Below are 26,648 nucleotides of genomic sequence, written 5' to 3'. Positions count from 1 at the left end.
CAAGGCGTGCGCGGTAACAGCTCCGCATACCCACCCGGACCATGAGGAACGCGACGCGATTCACCGGCCTGGCGCCCGGAGGGGAAAGTGTCGGTGCCCGCGGGCACACTCACGTCATGCCGGACGAGCCCCTGGAACTCGGTGAGGTCTCCACCGCCGACTGGTACGCCCACTCCGACACCATGAACCAGGTGGGCTTTCTCACGATCGCCCGCCGCTTACCCTCACTCGTCCGCCAGGCCCTGGCCATGGCGTGGCGGGCCAGCCCGCGCGACACGACGGTCACGATCGTCCTCCAGGTCCTCGGCGGCGTCTTCACCGCGTTCGGGCTGCTGGCCACGACCGGGGTCCTGACAGCGCTGTTCGAGCAGGGCCCCACCCCCGAGCGGTTGCGGGCGGCGCTGCCCAGCCTCGCGCTCGTCGGCGCGGCGGCGGCCCTGCGCACCGCCGTGCAGGCCGGCGCGGGCTGGGCGCAGGCGCGCCTCGGGCCGCAGATCAGCCGCGAGTCGGAGCAGCGCCTCTACGGGCTGACCAGCAGCGTCGAGCTCGTGGCCTACGACGACCCCGACTTCCACGACTCGCTCCAGCGGGCCTCCTCGCGCGGCGTCGACATGGCCGACAGCGTGGTGTGGTCGGCCATCGACGTCGTGACCGCCGCCGTCGGCATCGCCGCCGTGGCCGGCGTGCTCGGCGTGCTCCACCCGGTGCTGCTGCCGCTCCTGCTGCTGGCCGTGCTGCCCGACGCGTGGGCCGCCGTGCGCGGCGCCCGCATGCGTTACTCCACGATGAACTCCCTCATCCCGGCCCGCCGGCGCAAGTGGATCATCGCCGACCTGCTCGCCGACCGCTCCCCGGCGGCCGAGGTCCGCTCGTTCACCATGCGCGGCTTCCTGCTGCGCATGTACGACGCGGTGGCGCGGGCCGAGCAGGAGGTGCTGCTCCGGCTGGCCAGGCGGGAGGCCATGGCCAGGGTCGCCGGCGAGGCGCTGGGCGGGCTCGGCAGCGGCCTGGTCTACGTCGCGCTCGGCCTGCTGCTGGCCGTCGGGGCGATCCCGCTGGCCGTCGCCGGCACGGCCGTGCTCGCCATCCGCACCGGGCAGAGCGCGCTGGCCCAGCTCATGTACGCCACCAACCGGCTCTACGAGAACGGGCTGTACTTCACCGACTTCCTGGAGTTCTGCGCCGACGCCGAGCGCCGCCTGACCGGCCCGCGCCCGGCCGCCCCGCCGGAGCACTTCGAGCGGATCAGCGCGCGCGACGTCGTCTTCACCTACCCCGGCACCGACACGCCCGCCCTCGACGGGGTGTCGTTGGAGATCAAGCGGGGTGAGGTCATCGCGTTCGTCGGCGAGAACGGCTCCGGCAAGACCACCCTGTCCAAGATCCTCGCCGGCCTCTACGAACCCGACTCGGGCGCCGTCCTCTGGGACGACGTCGACCTGCGCGAGGTCAGCCCCGGGGCGGTCAGGGAACGCGTCACCGTCATCGCCCAGGACCACACCCGCTGGCCCCTCACGGCCCGCTACAACATCACGATGGGCACCGACCGGGGCGAGCCCGCCCTGCACGCCGCCGCCTCGGTCGCCGGGGCCGCCGAGGTGATCGACGAGCTGCCCCACGGCTACCGCACCCTGCTCGACCGGCGCTTCAAGGACGGCCAGGAGTTGTCGGGCGGCCAGTGGCAGCGCATCGCCGTGGCCCGCGGCTTCCACCGCGACGCCGAGCTCCTCATCTGCGACGAGCCCACGGCCGCGCTCGACGCCCGGGCCGAGCACGCCCTCTTCGAGCGCATCCGCGACCACTCCGAGGGGCGCACGGTGCTGCTGATCACGCACCGGCTGGCCTCGGTCCGCTACGCCGACCGCATCTACGTCCTCGACCACGGCGCGGTCGTGGAGTCGGGCGATCACGCGAGCCTGATGGCGCTCAACGGCCTGTACGCCGAGCTGTACACGCTCCAGGCCACGGCTTATCGGATGTGATGTCGTGTTGTGCGGCGCAGCACGCGCTCCCACGGCGCTCAGCGTGAGACCACGGCACCGGCCAAGAATGCGCGTCGTCACGGCGAGCACCCCGTGAGCCCTCACGACCGGCCATGACGGACGGCGACCGAGGTCGGCGCGTGCGCGTGACCTCGGCTGTGCCGTAAAAGAAGAAGAAGACTCACGACAGCGCGGCGCGGAGGACGCTGCGGCACAGGGACGTCGAGGTGGAGGGCGACGAGTCCTCCACCACCACTCCCACCGCCACCTCCGGCGCGTCCGCCGGCGCGAAGGCCGTGCACGCCGACGGCCCGTGGCCCGACGTCGTCGTCTTGGCCGCCACCTCCATCCCCGGCAGCGCCGCCCCCGCCGCCGGGCCGCCCGGCACCGTGGTCGTCGTCATCAGCGCCGCGAGCTGCCCCGCCGGCTGCGGCGGCATGGCCGTCCGGTACGGCGCCGGCTCGGCGCGGTCCGTGGTGGACCCGTCCGGCAGCCGCACCTCCTCCACCAGGTACGGCCGCATCAACAGCCCCCCGTTGGCCACCGCCGCCGACAGCATGGCGAGCATCAGCGGGCTCGCCCGGACCTCGTCGCGGCCGATCGCCGACAGCGCCGCGCGTGACTGGTCGAGATCGCCCGGGTACGTGCCGGTCCTGGCCGGGAGCGGGAGCGCCAGGTCGTCGGCGTTGAAGCCGAACGCCTCCGCCTGGTCGCGCAGCAGGTCCGGACCGAGCTGGAGCCCGAGGTTGGCGAGCGCGGTGTCGCAGGAGAGCTGGAAGGCGTAGGCCAGCGGCGGCCGGCCGTCGCCGCAGGGCCGCCCCGCCGCGGCGGTCAGGAAGGCGGGCGGGCCCGGCAGCGGCAGCCGGGCCGGCGCGCCGACCCGCGAGGCGACCGTGTACTCCCCCGAGCCGAGCGCGGCCGCCGTGGTGACCAGCTCGAAGACGGCCCCCGGCGGGTAGGCGCGGCGCAGGGCCCGGTCGAGCAGCGGCCGGCGCGGGTCCTCGCGCAGCCGCCGGTCCGCGGCGGCCTCACCGGCCGGGTCGCCGGGCGCGTAGGCCCCCGGGTCGTACGACGGGTAGCTGGCCAGCGCGAGGATCGCGCCGGTCGCCGGGTCGAGCGCCACCACGGCGCCCGGCCGTCCCGTGGCCTTCAGCGCCTCGTACGCGGCCCGCTGCACCGGCTCCCTGATCGTCAGCCGGACGTCGGCGCCCCCGTAGGCGCGGTCCTCGACCAGGGCCCGCACGCGCACCTTCGGGTCGCTGCCCGACAGGACGGCGTCGCGCGCCTTCTCGACGCCGGTGGCCCGCCGGAGGGAGACGTGCCCGGTGATGTGCGCGTACATCTCACCGTAGGGGTAGACCCGCAGCCGGCCGTACGGCCCGGCGTCCGCGCGGCGGCTGGTGGCGACGACCGCGCCCTCGTGGGTGATGATGTCGCCGCGCGGCCGGCCGAGCCTGGCCAGCAGCACCCGCTGGTCGCGCGGGTCGCCCTCCAGACCGCTCCGGCCGAACGCCTGGAGGTAGGTGAGGTTGGCCAGCAGGGAGAACAGCACCGCGGCGCAGGCCAGGCTGACGCGCCGCAGCGGGAGATCCATGCGTCTCGCCCCGGGCCCGGCCATGGCTTCTGGTCTAGCAGCCGCGGCCCCAAGTCCGGGCTAGAGGACGCTGCGGTAGTAGGAAATCTTGTGGTTGATGTAGCGCTGGCGCTCGGCGAGGTTGGCGATCTGCGCCTGCACGCGGCGGTCGTGCTCCTCCAGGACCCTGATCCGGTCGGGGATCGTGTGCTCGCCCGCCCGCACCAGCTCGGCGAAGCGCAGCATCTCGGCGATCGGCATGCCCGTGTCGCGCAGGCAGCGGATCATGCCGAGCCAGCTCAGGTCCTCCTCGCTGAAGCGGCGCTGACCGGCCGCGTTGCGTTCGACGGGCTCCAGCAGGCCGATCTTCTCGTAGTAGCGCAGGGTGTCGAGGGTGAAGCCGGTCTCCTCGACCGCCTCGGCCGGTGTGTAGACGGTCACGCCGCCAAGGATCTCACCTGGAGCCGACTCCAGGTCAAGCTCCAGCCCCGCTTGACATGGAGCGCGCTCCAGGCCGGACAGTCATGCCCATGAACACCGGACTGAACATCGTGCTCGGCACCATCCCCTTCGGCACCGCGGTCAGCGAGCAGGACTCCTTCGCCCTGCTCGACCGGTTCTTCGAGGCAGGCGGGCGGATGCTGGACACCTCCAACAACTACCCGTTCTGGATGGAGGGCCGCACGGGCGACGAGAGCGAGCTGACGCTGGGCGCGTGGATGGCCGCCCGCGGCAACCGGGACGAGGTCTTCGTGAGCACGAAGGTGGGCGCCCGGCCCACGGTGCCGGGTGACACCACGCTGGACTCGGCCGAGGGGCTGTCGGCGGCGGCCGTCGCGCGGGGCGTCGAGGGCAGCCTGCGCCGCCTGCGCACCGACCGGATCGACCTGTACTGGTCGCACATCGAGGACCGGTCCGTGCCGCTGGAGGAGACGCTCGGGGCGTTCGGCGAGCTGGCCGCGCAGGGCAAGATCCACGAGCTGGGCGCCAGCAACATGCCGGCCTGGCGGCTGGAGCGGGCGCGCGCCGTGTCGGCCGCGCACGGCTGGGTGCGTTACACGTACGCGCAGCTCCGCCACACCTACCTGCGGCCCCGCCCGTTCACGCGGCTGGCGGAGGGCGGGCACCGGCTCGCGACGGACGACATGCTCGACTACCTGAGCTCGGAGCGGGACCTGACGCTGTGGGCGTACAACACGCTCATGGCCGGCCGCTACACCCGCCCCGACCGGCCGCTGCCCGAGTCCTACGACCACCCCGGCACCGACCGGCGGCTGGCGACGCTGCGCGAGGTGGCGGCCGAGCTGGGCGTGACCGTCAACCAGGTGGTGCTGGCGTGGCTGATGGCCGACGGGCACGTGCCGATCGTCGGGGTGTCCACGGCGGCCCAGCTCGACGAGGCCGTCGCGGCGGCGCACATCAAGTTGGACGACGACGTCCGCGCCCGGCTCGACGCCGCCTGCTAGCCGTTCCGCTGCCGGGGTCGCGTCCGGGCAGGTGGCGCGTCCGGGCAGGTGGCGCGTCAGGGCAGGTGGTCGGAGAGGTAGCGGCGGACGAGCAGCTTGCACTCGGCGATCAGGTCGGCGTCGCCGGCCGGGTCCGTGCGGAACGCCAGCTTGAGCACCGCGTCCGTGGCCTCCACCGCCACGATCAGGGCGCGGTCGAAACCCTCGCCCGCGGGGGCGCCCAGCCGCTCGCGCGCGAGCGTCCGCAGCCGGTCGGCGACGATCGCGTTGTTCTCCAGCGCCGAGTCGAGCATGTGGTTGGTGCCCTCCAGGGCGGGGCCGCCGGGCCGCACCAGCACCTCGCCGAAGTCGACCACCCCGAACCCGGGCGTGCTCCGCTTCATGGCCACGAACTCGTCGATGGCCAGGTCGATCAGGTCGGTCCAGTGGTCGAGGGTCGCCTGAGGGAGCCGCTCGGTGATCCGGCGCAGGAACGCGTCGAGGTTGCGCCGGGCGAGCGCGCGCACGAGCCCCTGTTTGTCGGGGAAGAACTGGTAGAACGTGCCGATCGGCACCTCGGCCCGGCGCGCGACCTCCTTGGTCGTGAGCGCCTCGTAACCGACCTCGTCGAGCAGCACGGCGCACTCGTCGAGCATGCGCTCGACCCGCTCAAGGCTGCGGCGTTGGGCGGGACGGCGCCGCAAGGTACTGGTCATGTCCTCCATCCTGGCCCATTACCGGCAGGTAGAGGATCTCGCTTTGCCGTCAGTTAACATGAGCCACACTCGCATATAACTGAGGAGCCGCGATGTTCCTGTGGGGCACGGCCACGGCCGCCTACCAGATCGAAGGAGCCGTCGCCGAGGACGGCCGGGGCGCGTCCGTCTGGGACACGTTCGTCCACCAGCCAGGCCGCGTCCGCGACGGCCACACCGGCGACGTGGCCTGCGACCACTACCACCGCTGGCGCGAGGACGTGGCGCTCATGTCGGGCCTCGGCGTCAACGCCTACCGCTTCTCGATCGCCTGGAGCCGCGTCCTGCCCGAGGGCTCCGGCGCGGTCAACCCCAAGGGGCTCGACTTCTACGAGCGGCTGGTGGACGGGCTGCTGGAGGCCGGCGTCACGCCGGTGCCGACGCTGTTCCACTGGGACCTGCCGCAGGCCTTGGAGGACCGGGGCGGCTGGCTGGAGCGCGACGTCTCCGGGCTGTTCGCCGAGTACGCCGCCGTGGTGGCCGAGCGGCTCGCCGACCGCGTCCGCACCTGGATCACGCTCAACGAGCCGTTCATCCACATGGCCTGGGGGTACGGCCTGGGCGTCCACGCGCCGGGCCGGACGCTGCTGCTCGACGCGCTGCCCGTGGCCCACCACCAGCTCCTCGCCCATGGCCTGGCCGCGCAGGCGCTGCGGGCGGCGGGGGCGCGCGAGGTGATGATCACCAACAACTGCACGCCGGTCTGGCCCGCCTCGGCGTCCGAGGAGGACCTGGCCGCCGCCACGGCCTACGACACCCTGCACAACCGGCTGTTCAACGACCCGGTGCTGCTCGGGACGTATCCGGATCTGTCGGCGTACGGGGTCCGGCCGGACGGCGCGGCGGGCGAGGGGCCCGAGCTGAGCGCGGCGCTGGGGCTCCGTGACGGCGACCTCGACGTGATCTCCGCCCCGCTCGACGGCCTCGGCGTGAACTACTACAACCCCACCCGCATCGCCGCCCCCTCCGACGACATGCTGCCGTTCACCGACGCGGGCGTCACCGGGTACCCGGTCACCGCCTTCGGCTGGCCGGTCGTGCCCGACGGGCTGCGCGAGCTGCTCACGGGGCTGCGCGAGCGGTACGGGCGGGCGCTGCCTCCCGTGTACGTCACGGAGAACGGCTGCTCCCAGGACGACGAGCTGACCCCGGACGGCGTGGACGACCAGGGGCGCGTCGCCTACCTCCGCGACCACATCGCCGCGCTGGAGCGGGCCCGCGAGGAGGGCGTGGACGTGCGGGGCTACTTCGTCTGGTCGCTGCTGGACAACTTCGAGTGGGCCGAGGGGTACCACCAGCGCTTCGGCCTGGTCCACGTGGACTTCGCCACCGGCGAGCGCACCCCGAAGGCGTCCTACGGTTGGTACCGCGACCACATCGCCGCCGCGCTCCGGGCGTAGCGGCACCCCGCGGCGGGGCGCGCCGGCGCGCCCCGCTCCCGACGCGGACCGATCCGCCGAAGATCGCCATGCGCCGGCGGCCTTGACGCCGTACTCGCGATACGTGGTGCTCTCGCGTCAAGGTCGTGGCGCTCGCCGGCGCCGCGCCGCTGAGCATCGGGGCATGGCCGGAGGAGATCGAACCACTGGTCATGCGCGACGACCTGGCCATGATCGGGGTGGGGCTCCATCGCCATCTCGTGATCGCCTGACCACCCTCGGCGGACGTCACCCCCGCAATCCGTCAGAAGACCGACACGTGGACGTGGTCGTAGTGGTTGGCGGTGACGCCGCCCCGGTCGGACATGGGGTCCCAGCCGCCGCCCGACCGGATGTCGTAGTAGCGCTGCTTCCAGATGATGTACATCACGCCGATCTTCGACCCGTTCTGGATCAGCCACTCCGCCAGCGCGTCGCCGCGCTCCTCGTCGGCGCCGCTGGCGGCACGGCCGCCGCTGGACATCATGAAGTCGCAGGCCCGCCCCTTGCCGTGCTCGCCGGGGTCGCCCGGGCGCAGGCAGCCGACACCGTACGGCATGGGGAAGTTCGCCATGATGGCGGCCCGGACCGCGATCATGCGCGGCGTGAGCCCCTCGGCGCCCCCGGGCTGCTGGAAGCCGTACTTGGCGAGCAGGCGCTCGATGTCGCGGCGCTTGCCCTTCATGACCTCGATCTCGCGCTTGAGCTTCGCCACCTTGTCGTCGGCCGCGACCTCGGCCTTCTTGGCGTCCTCGATGAGCTTCTCGACCTGGCGGACCCGGGCGGCGCGCTCGGCGGCGATGTGGCTCATGTTCGCCGCCTGGCTGAGCGCCGTGGACGGGTCGCCGCCGTAGCCCAGCAGCCCGACGCCGTCGAGGGGGCCCATGATGTACGTGTTGCGGGCGATCGCGGACACGTCCGCCCTGGCGCGGGCGAGCCGGGCCTTGAGCGCGCCCGAGGTCTTGACCGCCCTGCGGACCTGGAGCTTGATCTCCTCCAGGCTCTGGATCTGGCCGCGGTAGCGCTCGTTGAGCTCCTTCGCCTGCTGAGTGAGCTTGCGCAGTTCGGCGGGGTTGGGGGCGGCTGTGGCGGCCCGCGGCAGGGGGAGTAAGAGCAGGCCGGAGAGAAGGACGGCCAGCAGGGCGACGCGACCGACCATCACGCCCGTCCTCCCCTCTTAGACGGTCCGAAACTATAGAAGATGATCTTGATTACTGTCACCTGAACGACCGAACCGGCACACCTTTGCCGACCTATATCGCGATAAATCACGGTTTGTCGGTTCTAAGAGCGGAATAAAGATTTGAGCCCTGCCGGACACCCCGTGTCTCGAACGTCAGCCGCACTCGTGGCCGCGATCCTCGACCTGGGCAACTCGGCGGGCCGGCAGCGGTGGAAGATCGACCTGACCCCGTACGCGGGCAGGAAGGTGGAGCTGTCGGTCTCGTACATCAGCGACTGGGGCACCCAGGGCGCCGGCGTCTTCCTCGACGACGTCGCGCTCACGCTCGACGGCGCGGCGGCCGAGCAGACGTCGTTCGAAGGGCGACCTCGGCGGCTGGAGCGTCGCGAGCCCGCCGGAGGGCTCGTCCCCCTCGATTCGAGGAGGGCGCCGGCATCACCACGAAGGACACCGTCCACCTCGGCTTCGGGCGTGGAGAGCCCGTCCACGCAGGCCGAGCGGACCGACGTGGTCAAGCGGTCGCCGAAGCACCTGATCGGTGCCCCGCGCTGACCTGAGGAGGCGTCACGGAGGGGTGCGGCGCAGGCGCCGCACCCCTCTTGCGCGCACGCACAGAACATGGTTCGGTCGGCTTGGGCGTCCCCTTTCCCAACCAAGCATCCGGTCAAGCAGGAGGCTCACGACATGCGCCAGCACGACACGCTGTTCATCGGAGGCGAGTGGGTCGCCCCCGCGGGCACCGGAACGATCGACGTCGTCTCCCCCCACACCGAGGAGGTCGTCGGCCGCGTGCCCGACGGCACGGCCGCCGACATGGACCGCGCGGTCGCCGCCGCGCGCGAGGCGTTCGACCGCGGCCCCTGGCCGCGCATGACCTTCGCCGAACGCGCCGAGGTCCTCGGCCGGCTGGCCGAGATCTACACGACCCGGCAGAACGAGATGGCCGAGCTGATCACCGAGGAGATGGGCTGCCCCATCACCTTCTCCCACCTCGCGCAGGTGCCCCAGCCGATCGGCACGCTCCAGTACTACGCCGAGCTGGGCCGCACGTTCGCCCAGGAGGAGCAGCGGCCCGGCATGTTCGGACCGACGACCGTGCGCCGCGAGCCGGTGGGCGTGGTGGCCGCCATCGTGCCGTGGAACGTCCCGCAGTTCGTCGCCATGACCAAGATCGCGCCCGCGCTCCTCGCCGGGTGCGCGGTCGTGCTCAAGCCCGCGCCCGAGACGCCGCTCGACTCCTACCCGCTGGCCGAGATGGCGCTGGAGGCGGGAATCCCGGCCGGGGTGCTCAACATCGTGGCCGCGGGCCGCGAGGCGGGCGAGCACCTGGTCTCCCACCCCGGCGTGGACAAGGTGGCCTTCACCGGCTCGACCGCCGCCGGCCGCCGCATCGCCTCCCTCTGCGGCGAGCAGCTCAAGCGGGTCAGCCTGGAGCTCGGCGGCAAGTCGGCGGCCATCATCCTCGATGACGCCGACCTGGCCTCCAGCATGGGCATGCTGTCGATCGCCTCGCTGCTCATCAACGGCCAGGCGTGCATCGCGCAGACCCGCATCCTGGCCTCGCGCAACCGGTACGACGAGGTCGTCGAGGCCGTGGCCGGCATGGTCTCCGCCCAGCAGGTCGGCGACCCCGCCGACCCGGCCACCGGCATCGGCCCCCTGGTCGCCCGGCGCCAGCAGGACCGCGTCGAGGGGTACATCAGGATCGGCATGGAGGAGGGCGCCAAGGTCGTCGTCGGCGGGCTCGACCGGCCGTACGAGCGGGGCTGGTACGTCACGCCCACCGTCTTCGCCGGGGTGAGCAACGACATGCGCATCGCCCGCGAGGAGATCTTCGGGCCCGTCCTGTCGGTCATCCCGTACGAGGACGAGGCCGACGCGATCCGCATCGCCAACGACAGCGACTACGGCCTGGCCGGCACGGTCTGGACGGCCGACACCGAGCACGGCATGGACGTCGCCCGCCAGGTGCGCACCGGCACGTACGGGATCAACTGCTTCACGCTGGAGGCCAACGCGCCCTTCGGCGGCTACAAGGCGAGCGGCGTCGGGCGCGAGCTGGGCCCGGAGGGACTGACCGGCTACCTGGAGCACAAGTCGATCATGCGACTGGGCTGAGCGGCCCTCTCACGAGGCGGGGCTCCGGCGCGAACGCACCGGAGCCCCGCCCGGGATCGGCGAGCACCCAGCGCGCCCCCGCAACGCTGGGCGCTGCTCCGCAGCAGCCCGTGGAGGCCTCCTGAACGGAGGCCACCAGAGGTGCGACCGTGCCCCCTGATCGTCAGAAGGCAAAAGCCACGACCCACTTGATGTGGATCACTGTGAGCAACCACCCGGATACATGAAGTATGTCCTACGGATACCGCCGGCGGCGGTTTCCTTCCCCAAGGACTTTCTCCCGGCGGATTTCTTCCATCCGCTCTAGGTAGACGCGTATTACTCAGGAAAGGTTCGTTGTGATCCACTTTCCGATGCGATGGATGAGTTCGGGGGTCGCCGCGGACTCCGCGTGACCGTAACCGGGCTCGATCCAGAGCTCCCTCGGCTCGCGCGCGCCGTCGTAGAGCTGATGGGCGTGCTCCAGCGGGAAGAACGCGTCCGCGTCCCCGTGGACGACCAGCAGCGGCGTCGGCGAAATGAGGGCCGCGGCCTCGTACGGCGGCATCGGGACCGGGTCCCACTGGCCCCGGGCGATCCGCGTGCGCTTGGCCACGCGCGCCGCCCACCGGCCCAGGGGCCGCTCGATGGCCCAGTGGACCTGGCGCATCGGCTTGGTGCCCCGGTAGTACCAGCGGGCCGGTCCGCTCACCGAGACCACCGCTCCCACGCCGCCGCGCAGCCCCGCGTGGCGCACCGCGACCGAGGCGCCCATCGAGAAGCCCACCACCGCGATCCGCCGGTAGCCGATCACCAGGGCGTGCCGGACTGCGGCCTCCACGTCGAGGATCTCCAGGTCGCCGACCGTCGTCTCGCCCCCGGAGCGCCCGTGGCCGCGGAAGTCGAAGCCGATCACGCCGCCGTACCCGCTCAGCACGTGGACGATGCGCCGCGCGGTGCGCTCCCGCCACGACCCGGTGAACCCGTGCGCCACCACGATCCCGACCTCGTCGCCCGCTCCGGCCGCGGGAGGCGTGTGGGCGGCGTCGATGCGGACGCCGTCCTCGGTGCGGAGCATGACGGGGAAGTTGGGTGCGAGCGGCATGAAGCCGAGCCTACGACCCGTCGCCGTCGCTCCCCAGGTCGGCCACGCTGACCACCATCCGCACGTGGGAGCCGTCGGCGGCGTCCATGGCCTGCGGCAGATCGGAGATCATGACGCGGGCGCGGCTGGCGAGGATGCGCCGGCGCAGGTGCCACGGGTCGAGCTCGACCGGCACCGGCCAGGCCACTCCCCCGGCGGCGATCACCGCGTCGGTCGCCACCAGCAGGTCGGGCCCCACCGGCAGGCAGATGACCACCGTGTCGCCCGCGCGCACGCCCCGCCGCCGCAACTGCGCGGAGGCCGCGGCCGACCGCTCGTCGAGCTGCCCCTCGGTCAGGCCGACGCCCGTGCCCCAGTCGACCATGACGATGCGCTCCTCCATGCCGCCACGGTAGGTGCCGGCCGCCGGCCGTGCATGGGGCGGATTATGCAGATCGCTATGCAGAAGTGCCCAGGTGCCGGGTCGCCCAGACGGCGATCTGCGCGCGCGAGCTGTAGCCGAGCTTCTCCATGATGTTGGCGATGTGCCGGGCCACGGTCGCCGGACTGATCACCAGCTCGGCGGCGATGGCCCGGTTGGACAGGCCCCGGGTGAGGAGCGCGGCGATCTCCTGCTCGCGCGCGGTCAGCAACATCCGCCGCACCTGAGCGACGGCCACCGGCCCCACCGGCCCCGCTTGACCAATTGACCCCAATGACCCCTCTTGCCCTGCTGACCCCACAGGCCCTGGTTGGTCCAGCGACCCCGGCCCCGCCTGGCTCGCGGCCCCAGCGTGCCTCGCCATGGCCACCGGCGCGGCTCGCGGCGCTTGACCCGTCGGCTCGACCGGCCCCGCTTGCAGCGGCACGGGCGGTATGTCGGCCGCCCTGGGCACCGCCAAGACCGGCCCCCTCGCCACCTCGGACACCGCTGTGGCCTGCACCCTCACCACCTCGGACACCGCCCCGGCGGGCATCCCTGACACCCCGGGAGTCACCCCGGCCGACATCCCCGGAACCCCGCACACCATCCCGGCGGGCATCTCCGGCACCCCGGACACCACCTCGGCCGACATCCCTGGCACCCCGGACACCACCTCGGCCGACATCTCCGGCACCCCGGACACCACCCCGGCCGACATCCCTGGCACCCCGGACACCACCCCGGCCGACATCTCCGGCACCCCGGACACCACCCCGGCCGACATCCCTGGCACGCCAGGCACCGCCCCGGCGGCGGCCATCACCTCGCTCGCCGGGAGATCGCCCGCGGCCACGAGGTCCGTCACGCTCAGACCGCGCGCGTCCCCCGAGCCGCCGAACGGAACCCCCGGCCGCGGCGCCCCTTCCCGGCCCGCGAGGACGAATCCGGCGACGTCAAGGGGGTCGGCCTCCCGGCCACCCGCCCACAACGCGGCGGTACGCCCCTCGCCCAGCCGAGCTCCCGCCCGGATGAGCAGTTCCTCGACCCGCGTGCCGCCGGAACGCTGGCGGATCGTCTCGCGCAGCGCGGCGGCCGCCGCGGCGGCCAGTACCGCGCCCTCCAGGTCGCCCTCGGCCTCGGCCAGCACCGAGAGCCCGACCAGGCAGCGGGCCACTCCCCGCCGCTCACCGGCGCGCGTGCTGAGCGTCAGGCTCGCCGCCAGCCGCTCCCGCGCCACGTCGTACTCGCCCAGCAGCGCCGCCACCCGGCCGATCCTGGCCAGGCACCGGGACAGATCGACCCCGCTGCTCGGCCCGCAACCCAGCTCCCGCAGCCACGGCACGGCCCTGTCGTAGTGGGTCATCGCCGTCACCAGGTCGCCGCGCGCCTCGGCCACCGCGCCGAGCTGCGCCGCCGTACGGGCCATGATCCAGCGATGGCCGTGCTCGCGGGCCCGCAGGAACGCCTCCTCGGCGTGGCGCTGCGCCTCGCGCAACCGGCCGTGGACCAGCGCGACCGCGGACAGGCCGGCCAGGGCGGCCGCCTCGTTCCACGGGTCGGCGGCGGCGCGGGCCAGCGCCAGCCCCTCCTGGGCGTGGCGCAGCGCCTCGTCCGGCCGTCCCAGGCGCAGCAGCAGCATGACGCACAGGCTGTGCATCACGCCCGTCGGGAACGGCCCGGCGTCGCCGAGCCGCCCCATGCTCTCCGTGACGAGCTCCAGCGCCCGGACCAGCTCGTCGCGCGCCTCCAGGCCGTAGGCGAGGTACGCCTTGGCCCGCGCGACCTGCTCGTCCGGCACCTCGGTCAGGTCGAGGGCGAGCAGCCGTTCCACCCAGCCGACGACCTCGGTGGGACCGCTGACGGGCAGCAGGCTCGTGCTGTGGAAGCACAGCCACAGCCCGCGCCGCGCGTCGCCGGACTCGATCGCCCAGTCGAGCGCCGCCCGCTGGTCGTCGGCCAGGGCGCGCCCGGCGTCGAGGGCGGCCAGCCGCCGCGCCCACGGCAGGCGCGGCTCGACCAGTTCCGCGGAGAAGTGGCGTTCCTGCAGCTCGCAGAGCACGTCGAGGTGGCGTTCGCGCAGCATCTCGCGCTCGCCCGCCTCGCGGAGCCGGCCCGCCGCGAACCGCTTGATGGTCTCCAGCAGGCGGTAGCGGCCCCGGCCGTCGTCGCGCAGCACCAGGGACTTGTCGACCAGCCCGCCGAGCAGGTCGAGGATCTCGGCCTCGGAGATGGGCGGCTGCGCGCACACCCGTTCGGCCAGCTCCAGGTCGAACGGGCCGGCGAACACCGACAGCCGCCGCAGCAGCACCTGCTCGCGCGGCGACAGCAGGTCGTGGCTCCATTCGATCGTGGCCAGCAGCGTGCGGTGCCGTTCGGGGGCGGTGCGCCCGCCGGTGGTCAGGAGGGAGAAGCGGTCGTCGACGCGGTCGGCGATCTGCCCGGGGGTGAGCAGGCTCGTACGGGCGGCGGCCAGCTCCAGCGCGAGCGGGAGGCCGTCGAGGGCCCGGCAGAGCCGCACCACGTCGGGCAGGCTCTCCAGGCCGAGCCGGGCCCCGGCGGCCGCGGCCCTCTCCCGGAACAGCCGCACGGACTCGGCGTCGTAGGCCCTCGCGACCGCCCACGGGTCGTGGTCCTGGCCGCTCGCGCACGCCCCGGCCCGTACCTCGTCCGGCCCGGCCCAAGGCTCCTCGGCCCCGAGGGAGTGTTCCGGCGCCGCGTCCTCCCCGGGGGGAAGGGTCGCCGACGCGGGCGCCTCGTCGCTGGAGCCGACTCCGGACAGGACGACCCCCGCGGGAACGGCGTCCCACCCGGGGGACGCGTCCTGGCCGGGCGGAGCCCCTTGCGCCGCAGCGCCGTCCGCGGGCATGGCGCCGCCCTGGAGGGCGTCGTCCGACGTGGCGGGCGTCCCCGACCGCGCGGCGCGTACGAGGAGCCGGCCGAGAACGGATGAGGCGGAGGCCGCGGCGGCCAGAGCCGGTGAGACGCCCGACGCCGCGGGGCGGCCCGACGCCGCGGGAAGGCCCAGAGACGCGGGGAGATCGAGAGCCGGGGGAAGGTCGAGGGCCGGAGGGAGGTCGAGAGGCGGTGGGAGGTCAAGGGGCGGCACCCGCCAGACGATCTCTCCCGTGATGCGCAGCGGCTCGCGGCTGGTCGCCAGGATCGCCACGTGCCGGCACGAGGCCACCAGCTCGGCGCTGACCCGGGCGCACGCGTCGATCAGGTGCTCGCAGTTGTCCAGCACGAGCAGGCAGCGCGTGTCGCCCAGCCGGGCGGTCACGGTGTCGAGCAGCGGACGGCCGGGCTCCTCGCGCACGCCCAGCACCCTGGCGATCTCGCCCGCGACCAGCTCGGGCCGGGTGATGCGGGCCAGCTCGACCAGCCAGACCCCGCCGGGACGGCTCGGCACGAGCCGGGCGGCCACGCGCAGCGCCAGCCTGGTCTTGCCGATGCCGCCGACCCCGCACAGCGTCACCAGCCGCGCCCAGCCGCCCTCTCCCTCGCGAGGGTGGTCCTCACGCTCATCGTTCGGCCCGCCCGGTCCGAAGGCGAGCCGGTCGAACGCGTCCACCCGTTCCGGCCGCTCGCTCCGCCCGTGGCCGTCGTGGCCGCCCGGACGCGGCACCGGGAGGGCCCCGCCGGCCGGAGCGGCCCCGGGACCCGCGTCCGGCGGGCCCCCATGAGCGCGTATGTCGGGGGCGAGCAGCGCGCACAGGTCGCCGAGGTCGCGTTCGCGACCGACGAAGCGGTTGGGTTCGGCCGGAAGGTTGTGCATGGGGGGCTGCGACATGTGGTCACCCTGCGTCACGGAACGATCACACTTTCCCACAGTGTCGCACTTCTCAGAGGCCGAGGGACCTCACGATCGCTCTTTCGTCCAGAACGTGTATTTCCGGATCCGTGGAGAGCTTGCGGGCCAGCTCGGAGGAGGCGATCGTGACCGAGACGGCGTGCTCCGCGATCAGGATGCGGCAGCCGAGGACCGACGGCTCCTGCGCGATCACCACGCTGGAGCCCGCGGTCATCGCGATGTCCACCACCCACAGCCCCTTGAACGGGTCGGGCTCGGCGCTCACCGCGGCCAGCACGGTGTCCCACTCCTCCAGCAGCAGTTCCTCGTCGATCTCGCGCAGGTGGCCGGTCAGCTCCTCCAGCCGCAGGGTGCGCCCGCTGTACAGGACCAGCGCGGGGCCGCACAGCGGCCCGAAGTCGACCGTGCGCTCGCCTTCCAGGTCGGTGAACGGTTTCGCGCCCGGTGACGGCTCCACGGTGAAGACGTGCTCCACGTCGGCCCTGACGGGGCCCTGGAGGCGCTGGGCGATCATCATCCGGGCGGGGCCGCGCAAGTGGAGCGCCGCCACGCCGCCCGCCCAGACGACGGAGTGGACCGCGACGGCCAGGTCGATGCCGATCGGCAGGTCGATCAGCACCTGCTCGCCGTAGCGGAGTCCGCCGGCGCGCAGGCCGCCCGCCACGTGCGCGACGCGGCGCGCGAACGCGCTGCGGGCCAGCACCTCCCCCGTGCGGACGTCGGTCATCGTCGGGTCGCCGTCGTGCTCGGCCGCGGCCCCCATAACCAGTTCCGTCCAGGTCATGGCGACAATGTAGGGACCCCAGACGGCTGAGGCATGCGCACAATTGTGCATCCCGCTATGTACGTCTGGCCGACGGCGCCCGTCCCGCGCCGAGCCTGCCCCGGTTCGTCCAAGATGGCGTCGTACGTCCTTGGCAGGGCGTCCGCACGTGCCATGACCAGGGATCAACTAGACTTGACTGAGCCGCGACATCGCGCGGCGGCCCCCACCGACACAGAGCGAGACGTCATCATGCCCTTGAACAGCCGCGACGACCTGCGGAACATCGCGATCATCGCGCACGTCGACCATGGCAAGACCACGCTGGTCGACGCCATGCTCTGGCAGTCCGGGGCCTTCCGCGCCAACCAGGACGTCGACGACCGCGTGATGGACTCCAACGACCTCGAGCGCGAGAAGGGCATCACCATTCTCGCCAAGAACACGGCGGTCCAGCACGGCGGCATGACCATCAACATCATCGACACCCCGGGCCACGCCGACTTCGGCGGCGAGGTCGAGCGCGGCCTGTCGATGGTCGACGGCGTCGTGCTGCTCGTGGACGCCTCGGAGGGTCCGCTGCCGCAGACGCGCTTCGTCCTGCGCAAGGCGCTGTCGGCCAAGATGCCGGTCATCCTGTGCATCAACAAGGTCGACCGGCCCGACGCGCGCATCAAGGAGGTCGTGGACGAGGTCTACGAGCTCTTCATGGACCTCGACGCGACCGAGGAGCAGATCGACTTCCCGATCGTCTACGCCTCGGCCAAGGCCGGCCGGGCCTCGCTCAACCGTCCCGAGGACGGCGGCATGCCCGACTCCGGCGACCTGGAGCCGCTGTTCGACATCATCAAGTCGACGATCCCGGCCCCGACCTACGACCCGAGCGCCCCGCTGCAGGCCCACGTCACCAACCTCGACGCCTCCTCCTACCTCGGCCGCATCGCCCTGTGCCGCATCCACCAGGGCGTGATGCGCAAGGGCCAGCAGGTGGCCTGGTGCCGCACCGACGGCTCCATCCAGCGCGTCAAGATCACTGAACTGCTGATGACCGAGGCGCTGGAGCGCAAGCCGGCCGAGGAGGCGGGCCCCGGCGACATCATCGCCATCGCCGGCATCCCCGAGATCATGATCGGCGAGACACTGGCCGACCCCGACGACCCGCGCCCGCTGCCGCTGATCACGGTCGACGAGCCGGCCATCTCGATGACCATCGGCACCAACACCTCGCCGCTGGTCGGCAAGGTCAAGGGCGCCAAGGTCACCGCGCGCATGGTCAAGGACCGCCTGGAGAAGGAGCTCGTCGGCAACGTGTCGCTGCGCGTCCTGCCGACCGACCGCCCCGACGCCTGGGAGGTGCAGGGCCGCGGCGAGCTGGCGCTGGCCATCCTGGTCGAGCAGATGCGCCGCGAGGGCTACGAGCTGACCGTCGGCAAGCCGCAGGTGGTCACCAAGCTCATCGACGGCAAGGTCCACGAGCCGGTCGAGCGGCTGACCGTCGACTGCCCCGAGGAGTACCTCGGCGCGGTCACCCAGCTCCTGGCCGTCCGCAAGGGCCGCATGGAGCACATGACCAACCACGGCACCGGCTGGATCCGCATGGAGTTCGTGGTCCCGGCGCGCGGCCTGATCGGCTTCCGCACCGAGTTCCTCACCGAGACGCGCGGCACCGGCCTGGTCCACCACGTCTTCGACTCCTACGAGCCGTGGTTCGGCGAGCTGCGCACCCGCAACAACGGCTCGCTGGTGGCCGACCGCTCCGGCCCGGTCACCGCGTTCGCCATGCTCAACCTCCAGGAGCGCGGCACGCTGTTCGTCTCGCCCACCACCGAGGTGTACGAGGGCATGATCGTCGGCGAGAACTCCCGGTCCGACGACATGGACGTCAACATCACCAAGGAGAAGAAGCTCACCAACATGCGCTCCTCCACCAGCGAGGAGACCGAGAAGGTGATCCCGCCGCGCGTGCTGTCGCTGGAGCAGGCCCTGGAGTTCATCCGCGAGGACGAGTGCGTGGAGATCACGCCCGACGCGGTGCGCATCCGCAAGGTCGTCCTCGACGCCGCCACCCGCAACCGCGCCGCCGCCCGCGCCAAGCGCGCCTGACGCCAGAGCGCCTGACACCAGAGCGCCTCTGAAGCCGTGACCTGGCCGGACGTGGACGCGTCCGGCCGTCGGCGGTGCTCGTGCCCGCGTCCTGACAGCCGGGTTCTCCGGCTGTTCGGACAGGTGTGACCACACCGTTACCCCACTACGCAGAACATCCGGCCCTGCCCATGGATCATCCACACTGTGGGGAAGCTCCGGATCGTCGTCGCGTTCGGGCTGGCCATGGTCTCGCTGGCGGCGATCCTCTGGTGCGTCGTGGCGGCCCGGCCGGTCGTCGCGCCCGCGCGTCCGGCGGGCCCCGAGGTCCCCGACACGTGGGAGCTGACGGCCGGGCGCACCGCGGCCGGGTTCGCGGCCGAGCGTGAGGCCACGACCGAGGTCGTGCTGAGCCGGGCGAGCCGCGCCGACCTGACCGGCGTGCCCGCCGGGCGCATCGACGAGCGGCAGAGCCAGGTCAAGGTGACGATCACGCACCGGCTGCGGATGCGCGCCACCGACGACCTGGCCGCGACGCTGCGGCAGGGCAGCGAGTTCCCCGGCGGCATCCAGCGCTTCACCGACGACGGGTTCGGCGCGATCAAGGTGCTCGGCACCGTGCTGGCCCCGACGAAGCGGCTCGCGCCGGTCCTGACCACCTCCGCCGGGCACACCACGGTCGAGTTCCGGGTGACGATGCTGCGCCAGCTCCAGCCCGGCGAGCTGATGGAGCTGGGCTTCCGCACGCCCACCGGCCGGCCGCTGATCGTGCTGCGGCGCGCGGTCACGGTGTTCCCCGGCGAGTGGACGCCGCTGCGCGTGCAGGGCGTGCGGCCGTCGCGGGAGGATCCGGAGCGGCTGGAGTTCGCCGTCGGGTACTACCCGGTGAGCGTGACGCTGGCCCAGGACTCCTACGGGTTCCCCGACCGCGAGGAGGAGGACGACTTCTCGTGGGCGACGGCGCTCGGCATCGGCACCGCGGTGGTGCTCGCCTGGTACGTCTTACGGGCCATGGGCATGGCCTGGTGGCGGCAGACGGTCAACCGGGAGTTCGCGATCGGCCTGGCGCTGGCCGCGCCGACCCTGCTGATCCCGCTCCTGGTCAAGGAGTTCACGCCGTTCGCGTACGTGATCCTGTTCGGGGCGGTGCCGGCGCTGGCCGTCTGGCACGCCGGCCGGGTGCTGCCGACGAGCCCGCCGTGGACGGTGCGCGAGGTGCTGGGCGTGACGGGTCTCGGCGTGCTGCTGAGCGTCGGCATGCTGTCCTGGTCGTGGCTGCACGAGCAGCTCCCCGGCCGCACGCTGCTGACGGGCGCCGCCATCGCGGCGCTGGCCGCCGCCGGCTCCGCCGTGGGCTTCAGCGCCGACCTCGGCATCCGCATGGTCGCGGTACGGCTGGCCGCCTTCGCCGCCGGGTCGGCGGTCGCGCTGCTGGCACTCGGGCTGTGGACGAAGGCGCTGGCCGACGGCGTCTACCCGCCCGACAGCGTGCGGCTCGTGCTGTCCCTCGGCTGGGCGCTCATCCCCATCGCCGCGGTCGCCGTGGCCACGCGGCAGTGGTCGAGACGGGCGGTCGTGGTGGCCGTGGTCGCGAGCTTCCTGGTGCAGGGTTGGCCCACCGAGTGGCTGGACGCCGGGTCGTGGAGCCTGCCCCTCGCCACGCCGGGCGTGGAGCCCAAGCTGGGCGACCTGCCGCTGAGCCCGCTGATGCGGGGCATCCTGGGGCTGCTGCTGCTCGGGTTCGGGCTGCTGGTGCTGCGGCTGCGCCGCCTCGGCGGCTCGCTCCAGGCGCTCAGCCTGCCGTCGGCCGAGGGCACGATGATCGCCGGGCTGATGGTGCTGTACCTGACGCCGCGCGGCAGCATCACGATCGCCGACAGCGACGTGCCGCTGCCGCTGCTGTCGATCACCTCGATCGTCGCCTGGCTCGCGGCGCGCTGGCTGCTGGTCACCCCGCACCCGTCGGTGGTCGAGCCCACCTCCGCCGACGAGCACCGCGAGCTGATCAGGGCCGCGCTGCACAAGCGGCTGCTGCTGATCTCCGAGCAGGAGCTGTACCGGATCGGCCGCGGCAAGATCGGCGCGGGTGAGATGACGATGGACGACTTCGACGAGCGGCGGCAGGCCCTGGAGGAGGCGCTGCGCCTGCACGGACGCGACCCGGAGACGGCCTTCGCCACCGCCGCCGGATGCCCGCCGTGGGTGAACGGCGTGTACGGCTTCGTGGTGAGCCTGCTGCTGAGCCTGCCGTTCGCGTTCCTGTACGGCCGGCCCAACGGGGTGGACCTGAGCAGCTTCGTGTTCGACATCCGCTACCTGCTGGCGCTGCCCGCCTTCGGGTTCCTGTTCGGGTACTTCTACCCCCGGATCCGGGGCACCCAGCCCATGACCAAGGCCCTCTACCTCATGGCCGCCGCCCTGGCCACCGAGCTGTCCGGCTACCTGTCGACGCTGGTCGAGCCGGACATCGGCGGACTGGACAAGGTGCAGGTCGTGGCGATCGTGGGCGGCGAGGTGGCCCTGGTGTGCATCGGCCTCGGGCTGTACTGGGAGTGGCGGATCATGCACCTCGCCGGGGAGCCGTGGGCGCGGGTGCGCAACATCCGCAGCGTCCGCAGCCTGGCCACGCCGCTGCTCGCGGTGATCATCGCGGCGGTCACCGCGGCCGCCACCTCGGCGGCCGGGCAGACGGTGGACCGCATCCTCCAGGGCGACGGACAGGTCACCACCTCGACGTCCAAGTAGGGCGGCCCACGGGTGGCGCGGGCGTTTCGCCCGGGCCAACCCGTCGCCGAGGACAGCACCACGTAGCCCGCCTCGGCGAACCGTACCCGGTAGCCCTGCTGGAGCAGCGTCCGCACGCGGGCCCGCTGCTCCGCCACGTCCGGGAACGGGAACGTGCGGCGGTCCACCACGGCCACCACCCACGGCGCCCGGCGCGGGGTGCGGTCCCACAGCAGCACGGTGGCGCGGCCGGACAGCGCGGGCGCGAGGTTGTTGGCGGCCTCGACCAGCGCCCCGTCCGGCACGGCGGCCACGGCCGCGGCGGCGGCGCTCTCCCGCGCGTCACGCCGGTAGGAGGCGGGGTCGGCCAGGTCGGCCAGCGCGAAGAACGGCACGCTCGCGACGGCGAACGCCACCACCCCGACCGCCCACGCCCGCGCCGCCCGCGCGCCCCACGGCGCCCGTCGCGCCTCCAGGCGGTCGCACAGGCGGCGGACCCCGTCCACCCCCGCCGCGAGGACGACGACCACGACGAACGCGTTGTAGTGGTACTCGGGCACCCACCAGTTGGGGAAGGAGCTGGCCAGCATCCGCTCGGCCAGCAGGGGTGCCGCCATGAGCAGGATCGGCGACCCCAGCGCCGCCAGCAGCGTGACGCCGAGCAGCAGGAGCAGCGTGAGCAGCTTCACGGGCGGGCTGCCGAGCTGCGCCACCACCGCCAGCGGGTCGGTCAGCGCGGTGCGGGCCGCGGCTCCCGCGTCGGCCCCCAGCGCGCCGTACGCCCAGTAGTAGTCGGCCCGGCCCCCGAACAGCGGGATCAGCACCTGCGAGGCCAGCCACGTGGCCGCGAGCCCGCCGGCCGCCAGGGCCGCGCCCAGCGCCCGCCACCCGCGCCGGCCGAGCAGCATCGCCCCGAACCCGGCGACGAGCAGCCCCATGTCCTCCTTCACGCACAGCAGCGCGAGAGCGGCGAGCACGACGTGGACGCGCCGCCCGGCCTGCCACCGTTCGAGCAGCAGCCCGGTGAGCAGGGGCGCGAACGCGGCCTCGTGGAAGTCGAACGCCGCCGTCTCCACGACCGGCCACGACAGCGCGTAGGCGACGGCCACGAGGTGCGCGGCGCGGACGCCCAGGGCGCGCCGGGTGAACACCCACAGCGGCACGGCCGCCGACGCCAGCAGCACGGCCTGCGCGACGAGCAGCGTGGCGGGGCCGTCGTGGATCCAGTAGAGGGGCGCGAGCACGGCGAGGACGGGCGACCAGTGGTCGCCCAGCACGGTGAACCCGGGTCCGAAGTCGTTGTGGACGCCCTTGATCACGGCCACCGGCAGGCCGAGCCGCGCGTAGGACCGGACCGCCTGATCGAAGATCACCAGGTCGTACGCCCCGGCCCGGAACCCCGCGAACCGCACGAACGACACCGCGCCGTAGAGCAGGGCCGCCACAGCCGTGATCGCCGCCAGGACCCACCGATCCCGCCGCTCCCCCACCCGGACGCCACCGCCCGCACCCGTCACGCCGCCCCGCTCCCGCACCCATACCGGTGGACGCCGCCCATCGCCGTCACGCTCCCCCGCCCGCTGCGCCGTCACGCCGTCTCGTTCCTCCTGCCGACACCGCGCCGGCACGCCTCGACGCGGCGCGCTCCGTACCCGGCGTGGCCTGCGAGACGTGCTCGGCGTGCTTTCCCGTCGCCGCTGCGGCAGCCGTGACGGATCCCGACATGCCCCATCATCGCGCCCGCGCAGCGGTGGCGGGTCCGGTCAGCGGCGGCGGGGCAGCTCGCTCCCCCGTACGTGCGTGGCCAGCCAGTCGACCAGCGGCGCGTACGCCCGCCAGCCCTCGCGCACCCGCTCCACGACCTCCTTCGTGTGGATCCACGGCTCCGGCGGGAAGCGGCGGCCGGCGTGCAGCGAGCGGTGGCGGAGCAGGTCGATGCGCGGGTGGTCGGGCGGGTAGTCGCGGGGCCGGGTCTTCAGCCGGTCGCCGCCCTGCTCGTAGCCGGCCGCCCGCAGCTCGGCGACCACGGCCTCCAGCGGCTCGCCCGACAGGTCCTCGGCGACCGCCGCGCGGTAGCGGGCGATCTGGTCGGGCGCCTGGGTGTAGCAGCCGCCCGCCGTGAACAGCCCGTCGGCGCCGATCTGGACGTACAGCCCGATGCCCGGCATGCGGTCGACGAAGGCCCCCTGGTGGGTCTTGTACGGCGACTTGTCCTTGGCGAAGCGCACGTCGCGGTGCGGCCGGAACAGGTGGGCCTGCCCGAACTCGGCGGCCAGTTCCTCGGTGAGCGCGAGCATGGGCGCCCGCACCGCCTCCTCGTAGAGGTGGCGGTGGCGGGTGAAGTACGTCTTCGTGTTGTCCGCCTCAAGGCCCTCGTAGAAGACGAACGCCTCGTCGGGGAAGCCGGTGAAACCCATGGGGCCAGCCTGCCATGCCGCACCGACAACCCCTCACCGCTCCTTCGGGTTCTCGGCGCCGGTGTACGTCCGGCCCGGCAGCGGCGCCCTGCCGTACAGCTCCGACACCGTGACGAAGCGGTAGCCCTTCCTGGCCAGCGTGTCGAGCACGCGGGGCACCGCAGCGACGCTGGTCGGGTGGATGTCGTGCATGAGCACGATGGAGCCGGGGACGGCCGCGCCGGCGCGCCGCGCCACGATCCCGGGATCGCGGTCGCGCCAGTCGAGGGTGTCGAGGCTCCACAGGATCTGCGCCAGCCCCTCCAGGCGCGCCTGCTCGGCGACCCGGGAGTCCGTCGCCCCGTACGGCGGCCGCATGAGCCGCATGCGCACGCCGGTGGTCCGCTGCACGATGGCCTCGGTGTCGGCCAGCTCGCTCCTGAGCCGTTCGTCGGACATGGCGGTCAGCGGCGGGTGGCTCCACGTGTGGTTGCCGAGCTCGTGCCCGTCCTCCACCATGCGGCGGGTGTACCCGGCGTGGTCGGCGGCCACCATCTCGCCGAGCACGAAGAACGTGGCCCGCACGTGCCGGTCGCGCAGCATGTCGAGCAGCCTGCCGGTGTACTCGCCGGGTCCGTCGTCGAAGGTGAGCGCGACGCACTTGCGCCGCCGGCAGTCGACCACCCGGCGGGCGGGCCAGTCGGGCTGGACGGCGGCCAGGCGGCGGGCGAGCACGCCCGGGTCGGCGATGACGGGCGGGCGCGGGGCGGCGGCGGGCGTCGTGGACGTGGTGCCGCACCCCGCGCACAGGATCGCCGCGAGCAGCACCGCCACGGTCCGGTTACGGGTAGTCCTGCGCCAGGGGCCCGCGCGACTCTTTGGCCAGGTCATCCCACCACAGTGGGACATCAGCCTGGAGTTCCGCGAAGCGACGCGCCACCCTTATGGCACATCCGACCGCATCCGTACCCAAATGCCGACGTTTGACCGGTCCTTCCTGCCATCGGTAAAACCCGTCCCGGTAGCGGACGACCAGCCCGATCCAGACGGGCATCGTGACGTCGTCGCCCATCTCGTACGCGGTCGTCACGCCGAGCACGCGCAGCTCGGCCCGGAGCCGCTCCGTCGCCGCGCTGGCCTCGGTCACGCGTCACCCCCTGCCGGCGATCGGACGCACACACAGGGATGTACCCACCCACGGCTCACAGCCGACAATGACATGTCGTCATCATGCAGCTCCAGAGCGTGACGAGGAGGCCGTTCGGCGTCATCGGGACGGCCGGAACCGGTCAGTGGTCGGGGGCCTCCCGCGGCTCGGCCACCACCATGATCAGGCGGAGCTCCTCGTGGCCCAGGTTCGCGTACCGGTGCGGGCGGTCGGCGGTGAACAGGACGGCCGCGCCGGCCCGGACCAGGTGGCTGCGGCCGTACACGGTGAGGGTCATCTCGCCCTCCAGCACGGTGACCATCTCGCGGGTGCCGGGCGGATGGGCGTCGCCGTCGTGGTGACGGCCGGGGGCCAGCCGCCAGTCCCACAGCTCCAGGATCATCGGCTCGTCCGCGCCGACGAGCAGCCGGGCCCGCACGTCGCCCTGGTCGAACGTCACCACGTCGGCCTCCTCGACGATCCGCACCGTCGGCACGTCGGAGACCTCGACCAGCCGCGCCACGGTGACGCCCAGAGCGGAGGCGATCCGGGTGAGCGTCGAGACGCTGGGGTTGGTCCGCCCCTGCTCGACCTGCACGAGCATGCCCCTGCTGACGCCGGACCGGGCGGCCAGCGCGTCCAGGGTCAGGCCGCGGTGCGAGCGCTGGGCGCGCACGTTGTTGGCGATGGCCTGCGTGATCGTCTCGGGGTCTTCCATGAGTGCAGTGTAGTGATATCGATTTGCAGTCTGGTGCACCTTATGTGTTGTACTGGGAGTGCAACACAATGGACTGGACGGTGAGAGCACATGACTGCGGTGATCCTGGCGACCGCGTGCGCCGTGGTGTACGGCACGGCCGACTTCTTCGGCGGGCTGGCCACCCGGCGATCGCCGGTGCTGGCGGTCGTGGTGCTCTCGCAGCTCGCCGGCCTGGCGCTGATCGCCGGCATGCTGCCGCTGCTGCCCGGCCTGGCGAGTGGCCCGGCGCTGCTGTGGGGCCTCGCGGCGGGGCTGGCGGGCGCGGGCGGGCTCGTGCTGTTCTACCGGGCGCTGGCCACCGGCGTGATGTCGGTGGTCGCGCCGGTCGCCGCGGTCACCTCGGCGGCGCTGCCGGTGCTGTGGGGGCTGGCCAAGGGCGAGCGTCCGCAGGCGCTGGCCATGGCCGGCGTCGTGCTCGCGCTCGGCTCGGTCCTGCTCGTCAGCCAGGACCGGTCGCCGGCGCGGCGGGGCGGCTCCCGGGGCTCGGTGCTGATGGCGCTGACCGCCGGCGCGGGGTTCGGCGGGTTCTTCGTGCTGCTCGACCTGGCTCCGGACGACTCGGGGCTGTGGCCGCTCATGGGTGCCCGCCTGTCGTCGGTGGCCGCCGTGGCGCTGGTCGCCCTGGCCACGCGGCGGGCGCTGCGGCCAGGGAGCGGCGCGTGGCGCGTGATCGCCGCCGCGGGGGTGCTCGACATGCTGGCCAACGTGCTCTACCTGCTCGCCCAGCGGCAGGGGCTGGTCAGCCTGGTCGCGGTGCTGGTCGCGCTCTATCCGGCCAGCACGCTGCTGCTGGCCCGGCAGGTGCTGGGCGAGCGGCTGCGCCCCATCCAGGTGACCGGCGTGACCTGTGCGCTCGCGGCCGTCTCCCTCATCGCCTTCGCCTCGTCGGGGACCTGAGACCCGCCTCACGTCGTCGGGGGTCTGAGACCCGCCTCACGTCGTCGGGGGCCTGAGACCCGCCTCGCGTCGTCGGGGGCCTGAGATCCGCCTCGCCTCGTCGGGGGCAT

The 26,648-nt window shown here is 73.1% G+C and carries 21 protein-coding genes; 8 read left to right on the top strand and 13 right to left on the bottom strand.

Features of this window, described 5'->3' with window-relative positions; all coding sequences use genetic code 11:
• Nucleotides 1–116 precede the first annotated feature (116 nt).
• Nucleotides 117–1,982, top strand: coding sequence for an ABC transporter ATP-binding protein (locus HD595_RS25105; RefSeq protein WP_253773039.1), 1,866 nt, complete (start codon nucleotides 117–119; stop codon nucleotides 1,980–1,982).
• A 181-nt stretch (nucleotides 1,983–2,163) separates the two neighbouring features.
• On the opposite strand, the gene HD595_RS25100 is transcribed toward HD595_RS25105, so the two are convergent.
• Both HD595_RS25100 and HD595_RS25095 read right to left on the bottom strand, forming a co-directional pair.
• Nucleotides 2,164–3,576, bottom strand: coding sequence for a penicillin-binding transpeptidase domain-containing protein (locus HD595_RS25100; protein ID WP_253773037.1), 1,413 nt, complete (start codon nucleotides 3,574–3,576; stop codon nucleotides 2,164–2,166).
• A 60-nt stretch (nucleotides 3,577–3,636) separates the two neighbouring features.
• Nucleotides 3,637–3,996 (bottom strand): MerR family transcriptional regulator, encoded by a 360-nt coding sequence (locus HD595_RS25095; RefSeq protein WP_253773034.1) that lies wholly within the window; start codon nucleotides 3,994–3,996, stop codon nucleotides 3,637–3,639.
• An 89-nt stretch (nucleotides 3,997–4,085) separates the two neighbouring features.
• Here HD595_RS25095 and HD595_RS25090 point away from each other — a divergent pair, with 89 nt between their 5' ends.
• Complete coding sequence (locus HD595_RS25090) at nucleotides 4,086–5,021, top strand: aldo/keto reductase (protein WP_253773032.1); 936 nt, start codon at nucleotides 4,086–4,088, stop codon at nucleotides 5,019–5,021.
• A gap of 56 nt (nucleotides 5,022–5,077) precedes the next feature.
• Here the strand turns inward: HD595_RS25090 and HD595_RS25085 are convergent, their stop codons facing one another.
• A complete protein-coding gene (locus HD595_RS25085; protein WP_253773030.1) occupies nucleotides 5,078–5,716 on the bottom strand; it encodes a TetR/AcrR family transcriptional regulator in 639 nt (212 codons plus the stop codon).
• A gap of 92 nt (nucleotides 5,717–5,808) precedes the next feature.
• Between HD595_RS25085 and HD595_RS25080 the strand changes: the two genes are divergently transcribed.
• Nucleotides 5,809–7,155 (top strand): GH1 family beta-glucosidase, encoded by a 1,347-nt coding sequence (locus HD595_RS25080; protein WP_253773028.1) that lies wholly within the window; start codon nucleotides 5,809–5,811, stop codon nucleotides 7,153–7,155.
• Nucleotides 7,156–7,280: 125 nt separating this feature from the next.
• Nucleotides 7,281–7,406: a hypothetical protein gene (locus HD595_RS46040; RefSeq protein WP_301309591.1), complete on the top strand. Its 126-nt coding sequence runs from the start codon at nucleotides 7,281–7,283 to the stop codon at nucleotides 7,404–7,406.
• A gap of 32 nt (nucleotides 7,407–7,438) precedes the next feature.
• On the opposite strand, the gene HD595_RS25075 is transcribed toward HD595_RS46040, so the two are convergent.
• Nucleotides 7,439–8,332 (bottom strand): coiled-coil domain-containing protein, encoded by an 894-nt coding sequence (locus tag HD595_RS25075; RefSeq protein WP_253781306.1) that lies wholly within the window; start codon nucleotides 8,330–8,332, stop codon nucleotides 7,439–7,441.
• Nucleotides 8,333–8,497: 165 nt separating this feature from the next.
• Here HD595_RS25075 and HD595_RS25070 point away from each other — a divergent pair, with 165 nt between their 5' ends.
• Nucleotides 8,498–8,908: a hypothetical protein gene (locus tag HD595_RS25070; protein WP_253773026.1), complete on the top strand. Its 411-nt coding sequence runs from the start codon at nucleotides 8,498–8,500 to the stop codon at nucleotides 8,906–8,908.
• A 132-nt stretch (nucleotides 8,909–9,040) separates the two neighbouring features.
• Nucleotides 9,041–10,474, top strand: a complete 1,434-nt coding sequence (locus HD595_RS25065) for an aldehyde dehydrogenase (protein WP_253773024.1) — start codon at nucleotides 9,041–9,043, stop codon at nucleotides 10,472–10,474.
• A 322-nt stretch (nucleotides 10,475–10,796) separates the two neighbouring features.
• Here HD595_RS25065 and HD595_RS25060 read toward each other — a convergent pair whose 3' ends face one another.
• From HD595_RS25060 to HD595_RS25045, 4 genes are read right to left on the bottom strand one after another with little or no spacing between them, the layout of a single operon-like run.
• Complete coding sequence (locus tag HD595_RS25060; protein ID WP_253773022.1) at nucleotides 10,797–11,558, bottom strand: alpha/beta hydrolase; 762 nt, start codon at nucleotides 11,556–11,558, stop codon at nucleotides 10,797–10,799.
• A gap of 10 nt (nucleotides 11,559–11,568) precedes the next feature.
• Nucleotides 11,569–11,940 carry an AMP-binding protein gene (locus HD595_RS25055; protein WP_253773020.1) on the bottom strand — a complete coding sequence of 124 codons (372 nt, stop codon included), beginning with the start codon at nucleotides 11,938–11,940 and terminating at the stop codon, nucleotides 11,569–11,571.
• Between the two features lie 55 nt (nucleotides 11,941–11,995).
• Nucleotides 11,996–15,748, bottom strand: a complete 3,753-nt coding sequence (locus HD595_RS25050; RefSeq protein ID WP_253773018.1) for a LuxR C-terminal-related transcriptional regulator — start codon at nucleotides 15,746–15,748, stop codon at nucleotides 11,996–11,998.
• Nucleotides 15,749–15,800: 52 nt separating this feature from the next.
• The gene (locus HD595_RS25045) at nucleotides 15,801–16,553 is read right to left on the bottom strand and encodes a hypothetical protein (protein ID WP_253773017.1); all 753 of its coding nucleotides are present in this window, start codon (nucleotides 16,551–16,553) and stop codon (nucleotides 15,801–15,803) included.
• A gap of 231 nt (nucleotides 16,554–16,784) precedes the next feature.
• Here HD595_RS25045 and typA point away from each other — a divergent pair, with 231 nt between their 5' ends.
• Nucleotides 16,785–18,635 carry a translational GTPase TypA gene (gene typA / locus HD595_RS25040; protein ID WP_253773015.1) on the top strand — a complete coding sequence of 617 codons (1,851 nt, stop codon included), beginning with the start codon at nucleotides 16,785–16,787 and terminating at the stop codon, nucleotides 18,633–18,635.
• Between the two features lie 2,417 nt (nucleotides 18,636–21,052).
• Here the strand turns inward: typA and HD595_RS25035 are convergent.
• The 5 genes from HD595_RS25035 to HD595_RS25015 all read right to left on the bottom strand — a co-directional run bounded on the left by HD595_RS25035 (nucleotide 21,053) and on the right by HD595_RS25015 (nucleotide 25,599).
• Entirely contained in the window at nucleotides 21,053–22,930 is a 1,878-nt protein-coding gene (locus tag HD595_RS25035; RefSeq protein ID WP_253773013.1) for a DUF2079 domain-containing protein, read from the bottom strand.
• Nucleotides 22,931–23,101: 171 nt separating this feature from the next.
• The gene (locus HD595_RS25030; RefSeq protein WP_253773011.1) at nucleotides 23,102–23,755 is read right to left on the bottom strand and encodes a DUF2461 domain-containing protein; all 654 of its coding nucleotides are present in this window, start codon (nucleotides 23,753–23,755) and stop codon (nucleotides 23,102–23,104) included.
• A gap of 33 nt (nucleotides 23,756–23,788) precedes the next feature.
• Nucleotides 23,789–24,568, bottom strand: a complete 780-nt coding sequence (locus HD595_RS25025) for a polysaccharide deacetylase family protein (protein ID WP_253773009.1) — start codon at nucleotides 24,566–24,568, stop codon at nucleotides 23,789–23,791.
• Between the two features lie 7 nt (nucleotides 24,569–24,575).
• Nucleotides 24,576–24,881: a hypothetical protein gene (locus tag HD595_RS25020; RefSeq protein WP_253773007.1), complete on the bottom strand. Its 306-nt coding sequence runs from the start codon at nucleotides 24,879–24,881 to the stop codon at nucleotides 24,576–24,578.
• A gap of 142 nt (nucleotides 24,882–25,023) precedes the next feature.
• Nucleotides 25,024–25,599: a helix-turn-helix domain-containing protein gene (locus tag HD595_RS25015; RefSeq protein ID WP_175604809.1), complete on the bottom strand. Its 576-nt coding sequence runs from the start codon at nucleotides 25,597–25,599 to the stop codon at nucleotides 25,024–25,026.
• Between the two features lie 90 nt (nucleotides 25,600–25,689).
• Here HD595_RS25015 and HD595_RS25010 point away from each other — a divergent pair, with 90 nt between their 5' ends.
• Nucleotides 25,690–26,538, top strand: a complete 849-nt coding sequence (locus tag HD595_RS25010) for a DMT family transporter (protein WP_253773005.1) — start codon at nucleotides 25,690–25,692, stop codon at nucleotides 26,536–26,538.
• Nucleotides 26,539–26,648 lie beyond the last annotated feature (110 nt).

The organism is Nonomuraea roseoviolacea subsp. carminata, from assembly GCF_024172185.1.
In the GTDB taxonomy this organism is placed as follows: domain Bacteria; phylum Actinomycetota; class Actinomycetes; order Streptosporangiales; family Streptosporangiaceae; genus Nonomuraea; species Nonomuraea roseoviolacea.
Note: the sequence above shows the minus strand (reverse complement) of the source record. Positions and strands in the feature narration are given on the sequence as shown.

Coding starts and splice junctions, on each gene's coding strand:
- HD595_RS25105 (WP_253773039.1), top strand. CDS start 117: ATGCCGGACGAGCCCCTGGAACTCGGTGAGGTCTCCACCGCCGACTGG.
- HD595_RS25100 (WP_253773037.1), bottom strand. CDS start 3,576: ATGGATCTCCCGCTGCGGCGCGTCAGCCTGGCCTGCGCCGCGGTGCTG.
- HD595_RS25090 (WP_253773032.1), top strand. CDS start 4,086: ATGAACACCGGACTGAACATCGTGCTCGGCACCATCCCCTTCGGCACC.
- HD595_RS25085 (WP_253773030.1), bottom strand. CDS start 5,716: ATGACCAGTACCTTGCGGCGCCGTCCCGCCCAACGCCGCAGCCTTGAG.
- HD595_RS25080 (WP_253773028.1), top strand. CDS start 5,809: ATGTTCCTGTGGGGCACGGCCACGGCCGCCTACCAGATCGAAGGAGCC.
- HD595_RS25075 (WP_253781306.1), bottom strand. CDS start 8,332: ATGGTCGGTCGCGTCGCCCTGCTGGCCGTCCTTCTCTCCGGCCTGCTC.
- HD595_RS25065 (WP_253773024.1), top strand. CDS start 9,041: ATGCGCCAGCACGACACGCTGTTCATCGGAGGCGAGTGGGTCGCCCCC.
- HD595_RS25060 (WP_253773022.1), bottom strand. CDS start 11,558: ATGCCGCTCGCACCCAACTTCCCCGTCATGCTCCGCACCGAGGACGGC.
- HD595_RS25055 (WP_253773020.1), bottom strand. CDS start 11,940: ATGGAGGAGCGCATCGTCATGGTCGACTGGGGCACGGGCGTCGGCCTG.
- HD595_RS25050 (WP_253773018.1), bottom strand. CDS start 15,748: ATGTCGCAGCCCCCCATGCACAACCTTCCGGCCGAACCCAACCGCTTC.
- HD595_RS25045 (WP_253773017.1), bottom strand. CDS start 16,553: ATGACCTGGACGGAACTGGTTATGGGGGCCGCGGCCGAGCACGACGGC.
- typA (WP_253773015.1), top strand. CDS start 16,785: ATGCCCTTGAACAGCCGCGACGACCTGCGGAACATCGCGATCATCGCG.
- HD595_RS25030 (WP_253773011.1), bottom strand. CDS start 23,755: ATGGGTTTCACCGGCTTCCCCGACGAGGCGTTCGTCTTCTACGAGGGC.
- HD595_RS25015 (WP_175604809.1), bottom strand. CDS start 25,599: ATGGAAGACCCCGAGACGATCACGCAGGCCATCGCCAACAACGTGCGC.
- HD595_RS25010 (WP_253773005.1), top strand. CDS start 25,690: ATGACTGCGGTGATCCTGGCGACCGCGTGCGCCGTGGTGTACGGCACG.